The organism is Pseudomonas sp. GL-RE-26, assembly GCF_019956275.1.
Lineage (GTDB): Bacteria > Pseudomonadota > Gammaproteobacteria > Pseudomonadales > Pseudomonadaceae > Aquipseudomonas > Aquipseudomonas grandcourensis.
Window position 1 is genome coordinate 134,950 of record NZ_JAHBDI010000006.1, and the last position, 8,631, is coordinate 143,580.

At 57.8% G+C, this 8,631-nt stretch carries 7 protein-coding genes; 2 read left to right on the top strand and 5 right to left on the bottom strand.

Going from position 1 to position 8,631, the window contains the following annotated elements; translation table 11 throughout:
* Positions 1-10 precede the first annotated feature (10 nt).
* Genes KGB07_RS04930 through KGB07_RS04940 form a run of 3 tightly spaced genes read right to left on the bottom strand, consistent with a single transcriptional unit; the run spans position 11 to position 3,842 of the window.
* Positions 11-1,093, bottom strand: a complete 1,083-nt coding sequence (locus KGB07_RS04930) for a glycosyltransferase (RefSeq protein WP_046038073.1) — start codon at positions 1,091-1,093, stop codon at positions 11-13.
* A gap of 40 nt (positions 1,094-1,133) precedes the next feature.
* Positions 1,134-3,362: a polysaccharide biosynthesis tyrosine autokinase gene (locus tag KGB07_RS04935; RefSeq protein WP_046038072.1), complete on the bottom strand. Its 2,229-nt coding sequence runs from the start codon at positions 3,360-3,362 to the stop codon at positions 1,134-1,136.
* Between the two features lie 39 nt (positions 3,363-3,401).
* Complete coding sequence (locus KGB07_RS04940) at positions 3,402-3,842, bottom strand: low molecular weight protein-tyrosine-phosphatase (RefSeq protein WP_046038070.1); 441 nt, start codon at positions 3,840-3,842, stop codon at positions 3,402-3,404.
* A 291-nt stretch (positions 3,843-4,133) separates the two neighbouring features.
* Here KGB07_RS04940 and KGB07_RS04945 point away from each other — a divergent pair, with 291 nt between their 5' ends.
* On the top strand, positions 4,134-5,099 hold the full coding sequence (locus KGB07_RS04945) for a glycosyl hydrolase family 5 (RefSeq protein ID WP_046038067.1): 966 nt from the start codon (positions 4,134-4,136) through the stop codon (positions 5,097-5,099).
* A 201-nt stretch (positions 5,100-5,300) separates the two neighbouring features.
* On the top strand, positions 5,301-6,227 hold the full coding sequence (tal, locus tag KGB07_RS04950) for a transaldolase (RefSeq protein ID WP_046038065.1): 927 nt from the start codon (positions 5,301-5,303) through the stop codon (positions 6,225-6,227).
* 229 nt (positions 6,228-6,456) lie between these two features.
* On the opposite strand, the gene rssC is transcribed toward tal, so the two are convergent.
* Both rssC and rssB read right to left on the bottom strand, forming a co-directional pair.
* Positions 6,457-6,939 carry an anti-sigma factor antagonist RssC gene (gene rssC, locus KGB07_RS04955; protein ID WP_046038063.1) on the bottom strand — a complete coding sequence of 161 codons (483 nt, stop codon included), beginning with the start codon at positions 6,937-6,939 and terminating at the stop codon, positions 6,457-6,459.
* Entirely contained in the window at positions 6,939-8,120 is a 1,182-nt protein-coding gene (gene rssB / locus KGB07_RS04960) for a two-component system response regulator RssB (protein ID WP_046038062.1), read from the bottom strand. The genes rssC and rssB overlap by 1 nt, the downstream gene beginning before the upstream one ends.
* Positions 8,121-8,631: the final 511 nt, after the last annotated feature.

Consider the following 8,631-nt stretch of genomic DNA (forward strand, 5'->3'; position numbering starts at 1 on the left):
TGAGTTCTACTTAAAAAGTGGGGGCGCGATACAGGTCATAGGTCTGGCGGATCATCAACGCGGCGCTGAAGCGCTCGCGGACAATGCTGCGCCCTTCGCTGCCAAGGTCGAGCAAGCGCGGCTTCTGGATTTTCGTCAGCACATCGGCCAGCGCCTGGTGGTCCCCACTGGGGAAGACGTAGCCGGACACCTCGTTGGTGACCAATTCGGGCAGCGACGTGCAGTTGCTGGCAATCACCGGCAAGCCCATGGCCATGCCTTCGAGCGGCACCATGGCAAAGCCTTCCCAGCGACTGGGGACGATCAGCGCATCGGCTTTCTGGTACAGCGCCTGGACTTCGCTCGGCGTCACCCACGGCAGGTATTCAACCCCTTCCATCGGAGGGCACTCGACCGAATCCTCGTTCACGGCACTGCCCACCACCGTCAGTTTCAGGTCGCTGCGCTGGACTCTGGCGAAAGCCTTGAGCAGCACGTCGAAGCCTTTCTGATAATCGAGACGGCCGACGAAGAGCAGATGAATCGGCTCGGGACCGTTGGCTTTCGGCGCGTCATCCTTGTGATGAATGCCGTTGTAGATCAGCTTCATGCGCTTGCGCTCAATGCCGAACTGCGCGGCTTTGTCGAGCTCGTACTGGCTGACGCAGATGATCACGTCGGTGACCTTCTGCAATACCCGCTCGATCCACGCGTAGGCTTTCTGCTTGGTCGGCGAGCTTTCCATCAGGAACGAAAAGGCATGGGGGCAATAGACGATCTTCGGCTTGCGCCAAGGTCGCAACAGCACGCACACGCAACGCCCGATAACGCCGGAAAAGGTGCTGTGCAAATGCACGACATCGGGTTTTTCCTTAAGCATCACTTGGGTCAGTCGCCAGGCGAAGCGCAGCAACGACGGCACATTGCGCCCGGTCCGGGCGAAGGTGCGGATCTGTTCCCCGGCAATCCCGTGCAGTTCTTTTTCCTGATCCTGCGGGACCAGATAGACCAGCTCATAGCTTGCCGCGTCGCCTTCGGGCGAAGCCGAAATCGTGCGGATCACCGTCGCGACGCCACCTTTGATCGTCTCTGCCACGTGCAGTATTTTTTTCACAACTCACCCACTTCAAACATGAAAGGACAATCACTGACACTCAGGATTTGTCGGACGCGTATTCGTAGTTGTAATAGCCGTAGCTGCCGTTGCCGTAGTAACTGGCTGCGCGCTTCTCGACGCCGTTGAACACCGCGCCCTTCAACTCGATGCCGTTCTGGGCGAATCGACGAATCGTCAGTTCGATCTCTTTGGCCGGGTTCACCCCGAACCGCGTGACAATCAGGCTGATCCCCGCTTCGCGACCGACAATCGCCGCATCCGTCACCGCCAGCAGCGGTGGCGTGTCGATGATCACCACGTCATACAGCTCGCTGAGTTGCGCCAGCAGTTCACGAAAGTTGGCGTGCATCAGCAGTTCTGAAGGATTGGGCGGAACCTGCCCACGACTGATGAAATGCAGGTTGTCGACTTCGACTCTATTGATCGCCTGCTCGATGCTGCAGCGCTTGACCAACAGGTCCGACAAGCCGTTGGTGATCGGTGTGTTCAGCGTCTTGTGCAGATGGCCTTTGCGCATGTCGGCATCGATCAGTACGACCCGCTGCCCGCTTTGCGCCATGACCGCTGCGAGGTTGGAGGAGACGAAGGTCTTGCCGACCTGTGGGCTCGGGCCGGAAATCATGATCCGGTTGTTGGTCGAATCCAGCCCCGCAAAGTGCAGGCAGGTGCGCAAACTGCGGATCGACTCGATGGACAGGTCCGTCGGGTTACGCAGGGCCAACAGGTACGCCGGCTTGTCCGTCCCGTCCTTGGCGCGAACTTTTTTGCCGTCCTCTTCCTGTTGCAGTGCGCTGTATGGAATCGACGCGTACACCGGCAAGCCGAGCTGCTCGATGGCCTCCGGACCTTCCAGGCCTCGGCTCAGGGACTTGCGCAGCAACACCAGCGCTACCCCAAAAAAGGCACCGAGGAAGGTTGCAATCAGCACGATCAGGGCTTTTTTCGGTTTGACCGGGCTGGTCAGGTCGACATCCGCGGTGTCGACCAATCGCACGTTGCCCACAGCCCCCGCCCGGACGATGTCCAGCTCCTGGGATTTGTTCAGCAGTTGCGTGTAGATCTGCGACGCCACTTCGACATCGCGGGTCAGGTTCAGCAGTTCCTGTTGCGTGGCAGGCAGGTCCTGGGCTTTGCCCTCCAGAACCTTCTGCTGCTGGGTCAATTCGCCGATCTGGGTCATCAGCGCGCGGTAAGCCGGATGCTGTTTGGTGAACTTGCGATCCATCTCCGCCTGTTGCATTTTCAGTTCGGAGATACGCGTATCCAGACTGACAACCTGTTCCAGCACCGATTGGGTTTCGAGGGAAATGTTGACCGTCTTGCCGCGGGTTTGATAACCGTTGAGCGCATCGCTGGCCTTGGCCAGGTCGCGTTTGACCTGCGGCAGCTGGCCTTGCAGGAACTCCAGGCTCTGCGCCGCTTCCGCCGACGTGCGTTGCACGTTCTGCTGCACATACAACGAAGCGATTTTATTGAGGATTTTCACCGCCTCGGCCGCGTCACTGCTGGCCAGGGCCAGACGAATGATCCCCGATTCCTTGCCTTGCTCTGAAATATCCAGCGCATCCTGGTAACTCTGGATGGTCACGATCCGTGGATTGCGCACCACTTCGAAGCGGGTGCCAGGGTTCGCCGACAGCTGAGCGATCTGCCCCTCTACTTCGTCCTGTTTGAACGCTTCGCCAGCGACGCCTTCGACCAGCAAGCTGTCGTTTTCATCGAACAACTGGAATCGATGCTGCTCGCCGGCAATCAGCGTGAGTTTCTTGCCCAGCAGTTCTTTCGGCAGATTGAGCCGGGCGATCTCCAGGCGCTCACCGCCCCAGGCGTAGCTGTTCAGGCCCAAGCGCGGCGCCGCGACACTGAACTCGGTCTCGCCGCGATAACGTCGGGCGAGAAAACCGCCGATGACCGGGAAGGTGTTGGGGGTGACGTCGATATCAAGTCGAAGATCATCGACCGTTTTGCCGATCACCGCGCGGGACTTGATGATGCCGATTTCGGTCACCGACGGCGATTGCCCGCCGAGCATGCTGTTGAGATCGGAAAACCCGAGCATGTCGTTCTTCTTCGGCTCGACCTGCACCAGCGCGTTCGCCAGGTACACGGGAGTTGCCAAAACCGCATAGGCAACGCCGGTCGCCATGAAGGCACCGGTGAGCGCGCCGATCAACCATTTCTGGTCAATCAAAGAGCCAAATATGCCGAGAAGATCAATGCTGTCTTGATCGTTGTCACGGGTGCCGATTACTGACGGTAACTGCATAAGTCTGTTCTTACCATTCACTGATCTGAAGAATATTCATCAATGTCCGAGGCGCTGCGCCCATGAGCTAACAGCATCTTCAATCAATGCATGGGCATGAATAAAAGCGGCCTTTCCTTGACGATACGGATCCTGTATTTCTCGCTCGCTCTGCCACTTTCCGAGCAAAAACACTTTGCCCCTGGCATGAGAGGCAATCTTCAGTACTTGTTTTACATGCTCTTTTTCCATGACCAGAATCAGGTCTGATTCATTGACGATGTCCGGTGTAATTTGCCGCGCCTTAAACCCTTGGGCGTTGTGCCCGTGGTCTTCCAGAACCTGGAGGGCCGACGGTTCCATGGCCTCGCCAACCCGTGCGGCAAGGCCCGCCGAGGTCACCGTGATCGCTGAAGGGGCCAGCGCGTTACGCAGCAAAGTTTCTGCTGTCGGACTTCGGCAGATATTGCCCACACAGACGACAAGGATCTTTCTGAACAAGGTTACTTTCCCGTGCAATATCAATATGCCAACATTTCGAGTGGGCTTTAGTGAACCCACAAGACCTTGCGGCACTGAGAAATAGATTCGCCCTGTTAATACAAGTGCATTAAGTACCACAGCCCCCAAAAGCGACCCAACCAGAATTACCGGACCAAAAATAACTGTGATTTTCCGGAACTAACTACCTGACAAAAAATAACATTCGTGCACTTCGCACCCTCGCGAGCATCCAAATGAAAGTAACGAGTCAACGATTGGAAAATGTCATTACCCGCCAGGAGTTCAGGCATGAAATCAGCACGTTTCAAACGGCTCAGCGCCTCAACCCTGTTAATGCTTGGTGCAGCCAGTCAGGTTTACGCCAGTGACTTGTTCCCCGCACTTGCCGCCAACAAAACCATCGGTGTCCAGGTGAAGATCCAGACCTTCTCCCCCACCGACGCCGAGCAGATCAAGGCCGCAGGCTTCGGATTCGTGCGCTTTGGCGTATGGACCAACAACCTGGACGGCGCGGCGTATCAAAAGCAGATCAGCGATGCCTTCGCCGCGGCCAAGTCCGCCGACCTGCCGGTACTGATGACCGTACGCTCGACCAAGGCGCTGACCTCCGCGCCCGACAACACCAGTGAACTCGTGGCTGCCGGCGAATCGTTCGCCAGTTCGGTGAAGGGGCTGGAGCAGTCATACGGGCCGCAGCTCGTCGCGATTGAAATATGGAACGAACCGGACCTGGCGAAGTACTGGCCAACCCGAAATCTCGACACGACCTTTGTTCCGTTCATGAGTGCCCTATGCAAGTCGCTTCAGGACCAACCGCAATCGACGCTGCTGATCGGCTTTGGCTTCGCCCGGCCACCGAGTGCCGGCACGACCTCAGCATTGGCGCTGAACAAAATTGTCAGTGAATACCCCCAATGCCTGAGTGCGATCTCTTATCACCCCTACGGCATGTCGGGCGCGCAGATCAGCAAGGCCCAGGCGTTTATTCAGCAAAACTTCAATCTACCGGGCGTCATCAGTGAATGGGGCGTTCCCTCCCTCAGCTCAAACGGCGGGATCGAAGCGCAGGCCAGAAAAATCAGCACCTTCATCGCCGACGTCAAGAAGCTCGATATCCCGCTGACATCGATCTACGAGTGGAAAAACAGTGAAACGGGCGGCAACGACCGTGAGAGAAACTTCGGTTTCCTGACCTCCGACGGCCAAGCGAAACCTGCGAAAATGGCGGTCTCGACCCAGTTGAATCCGCAGTAGGACGCATGTCCACGGCGCACTGACGGTCAGTTGCTTTGAACCTGTGCCGCGTTTCGGCATCGTATTCATCATTACCAGGCCCCACCTTTCAAACAACCGTTTTCAGGTTGTTGCCGCAGGGGCCGTCGATACACGTACACACCCTTGAGTGGCTGTCAGCGCTCGGGTAATGTCATCAGACCCATAGGACAGAGCACGCCCATGACTTCCAAGCTGGAACAACTCAAACAAATGACTACCGTGGTTGCCGACACCGGCGACTTCGAAGCTATCGCTCGCGTTAAACCCGTGGACGCCACCACCAACCCTTCCCTGTTGCTCAAGGCCGCGGCCATTCCTGCGTATGCCGAGCTGCTGAACGCCAGCGTCAATGACTGCAAGGGCGATGTGGGCCTGGCCAGCGACCGTTTTGGCGTGGCCGTGGGGCAAGAAATCCTGAAGGTGATCCCGGGCCGCATTTCCACCGAAGTGGATGCGCGCCTGTCATTCGACACCGATGCCATGCTCAAGCGTGCGCATCGCCTGATCGAGTTGTACGACAAGGCCGGTATTGGCCGCGACCGCGTGCTGATCAAGATCGCCTCCACCTGGGAAGGCATCCGCGCTGCAGAGATCCTGGAAAAGGAAGGCATCCAGACCAACCTGACCCTGCTGTTCTCCTTTGCCCAGGCAGCCGCCTGCGCCGACGCCGGGGTGTTCCTGATTTCGCCGTTCGTGGGCCGTATCTACGACTGGTACAAGAAAGCCAACGGCAACGACTACACCGGCGCGGATGATCCGGGCGTGCAGTCGGTGACGCGCATCTACAACTACTACAAGGCCAATGATTACAAGACCGTGGTCATGGGGGCGAGCTTCCGCAACCTGGGCCAGATCGAGCAACTGGCCGGCTGCGACCGCCTGACCATCAGCCCGGACCTGATCGACAAGCTGGCCGCGGATACCGGCAAGCTGGAGCGTAAACTGGCGCCAGGCCAGGCCGGTGAAGCGCGCCTGAGCCTCAGCGAATCGCAATTCCGCTGGCTGTCCAACGAAGATGCGATGGCGACCGAGAAACTGGCTGAAGGCATTCGTCAGTTCGCGCGGGACCAGGAGAAGCTCGAGGCGCTGTTGCAGGCCAAGCTGTGACCTGAGTGGGTGTAATGCAAAAAGGGCGAACCTTGGTGGGTTCGCCCTTTTTTGTGGGTGTTTCTTGAGTATCAAATGATCATTTGTGGCGAGGGAGCTTGCTCCCGTCCGGCTGCGCAGCAGTCGTAAATTCTGCTAACGAGATAGTTCTGACACTAAGAAATTTGTGGCCTTGGGGCCGCTTCGCAGCCCAGCGGGAGCAAGCTCCCTCGCCACAGGTTTATCTCAATCAATGGCGTTCGAGCGCATTCACCAGGTCATGAAAGGCTTCACGATTGGTGTCGTTCAGGCCCATGAGGATCTTGTGCGCTTCGAGCACCTTGATCCGCACCACTTCTTCGGACTGATCCTGGTCTGGCAGGTCATCCAGGCATTCCGGGCACGGCACCGGCTTATCAACGATGTTGAACACCTGCTCGAAGCCCATGGACTGCAACAGACGCGTGATGTCTTCGTGGGTGGTGACGACGGTCGGCAGCAGGCCGACCTTCTGCCGCGACAGGATCGACAGCTTGGCCAGCAGGCCAAGCGTGGTGCTGTCGATGCTGCGGGTTTCGGTCAGATCGATCACGATCGTGTTGAAATTCAACGCGCTGAAGATCCGCTCAATAGTCGCATCCAACGCCGAACACAGGGTCAGGCGAACTTCACCGACGAACTTCAGGACGAAGGTGCCATCCTGCTCGGCGAACTGGATTCTACCGGTACTCATCAAAGATTCCTGCTCAACACCAACAGGGCGATATCATCCGGCATCTCCCCTAGCGTGGCCAATCCAAAAACCTGCCGCAACCCATCCAGGGTGCCGCCCGCAGCCTTGACCCGTTGGGGCAACGCCGCCTCTTTTTCTTTGAGTGTGGGTTCTGGCAAAAGATCCAGAATGCCATCAGACATCAGCGTCAGGCTGAACGTCGGTGGCAGTTCCAGCACGTGGTCTTCGTAGGTGGCTTCGTTGAAGAGGCCCACGGGCAGACCACGCCCTTCCAGATAACGAACACTGTCTGGCGTGTACAACACTGGCAACGGCAGATGACCGCCGATGCTATAGGTCAACAAACCGGTCTCCTCGTCGATGACTCCACCGACCATTGTGACGTGTTTACCCAGCTTACAACTGATCAGGCCCCGGTTGATATGACCAAGGACCTCTGAAGGCATGAACTCCGGCAAGGTGCCACTGCGCTTGGATTCGAACAGCAGGCGCGTGGTCATGAACTTCAACAGCACGGTGACGAAGGCTGAAGAGGCGCCATGACCGGAAACGTCAGCCAGGTAAAAGGCGACCCGGCGCTCGTCGACCCGGAAGTAGTCGACGAAATCACCCGACAGGTACAGCGACGGGATGATCTGGTGAGCAAACTTGAATTCGTCGATGGTCCAGGGGCTGACCGGCAGCATGTTCATCTGCACCTGGCGACCGGCGTTCTGGTCCTCCTGGAGCAGGTTCAGGCTGGCTTCGAGCTCGCGGTTGGCCTTCTCCAGCTTCTCGCGGTAGCGCTGGTTCTCCAGCAACAGACGCGCACGATCCAGGGCCCGGCGCACGGAGTGCTCGAGCACGGCCAGATCTTCGAGAGGCTTGATCAGGTAGTCCGCTGCGCCCAGGCGCAGGGCTTCGACCGCGTCGTTCATCACGCCCGCACCCGACACCACGATCACCGGCGTTTGCGGCGAACGTTCGGTCACCTGGCGAATGAGTTCGAGTCCGCCCATCTGCGGCATGCGCAGATCGCAGATGACCAAGTCGGGCTTGTCTTGCTCGAATACCTGAAGACCCTGCTGACCATTGCTGGCCTGCAAGACGCTGAAACCACTGTCTTCCAAATAGGCGGCGAGGCTCGCGCGCACTACTTCGTCATCATCGATTATCAGCAGCGTGGCACTGGTTTTTGGCATGTGGGCAAACGGCGCCAGAATTAGGTTGGCGTAGCAGGCGGGGACTTTGGCCCGGCACTGACTACTGGATTCGCTTTCTAGCCTCTCTGTCGCACCGCTTTCGGGCATTTGCCCTACACACATGTACACCAGAGGTGCCCTTCTAAGGCGCAGACGGTACTCCCATCCGCGGGGCGTTTCAAGCTCACGCCGATGGTCGCTTGAGGTCTTTATTTGTCAAATCACCGAGAGTTATAAGAACAGACAAATCCGTAACCCAATGGAAGGTTCGAACCCATCAGTCAAACCGCTCGGGACTACAGCGAAAAGCGTGATTTCATGCGCATGCGGGTCTTCGCAGACAAAAAAAGGCGGCCTTGATGGCTAATGCCAGTCAGTTAAGCTGACTGGCATTTTTATTTCTGATCGGATACTTCGGTGATTTGAGCCGGATGGCGCGAGGATAAATACGCTCCTCTCGCCGATGAGGCAGGACATAGTGCGGGGCTGAGGCATGAAGCTCGGCCAGGTA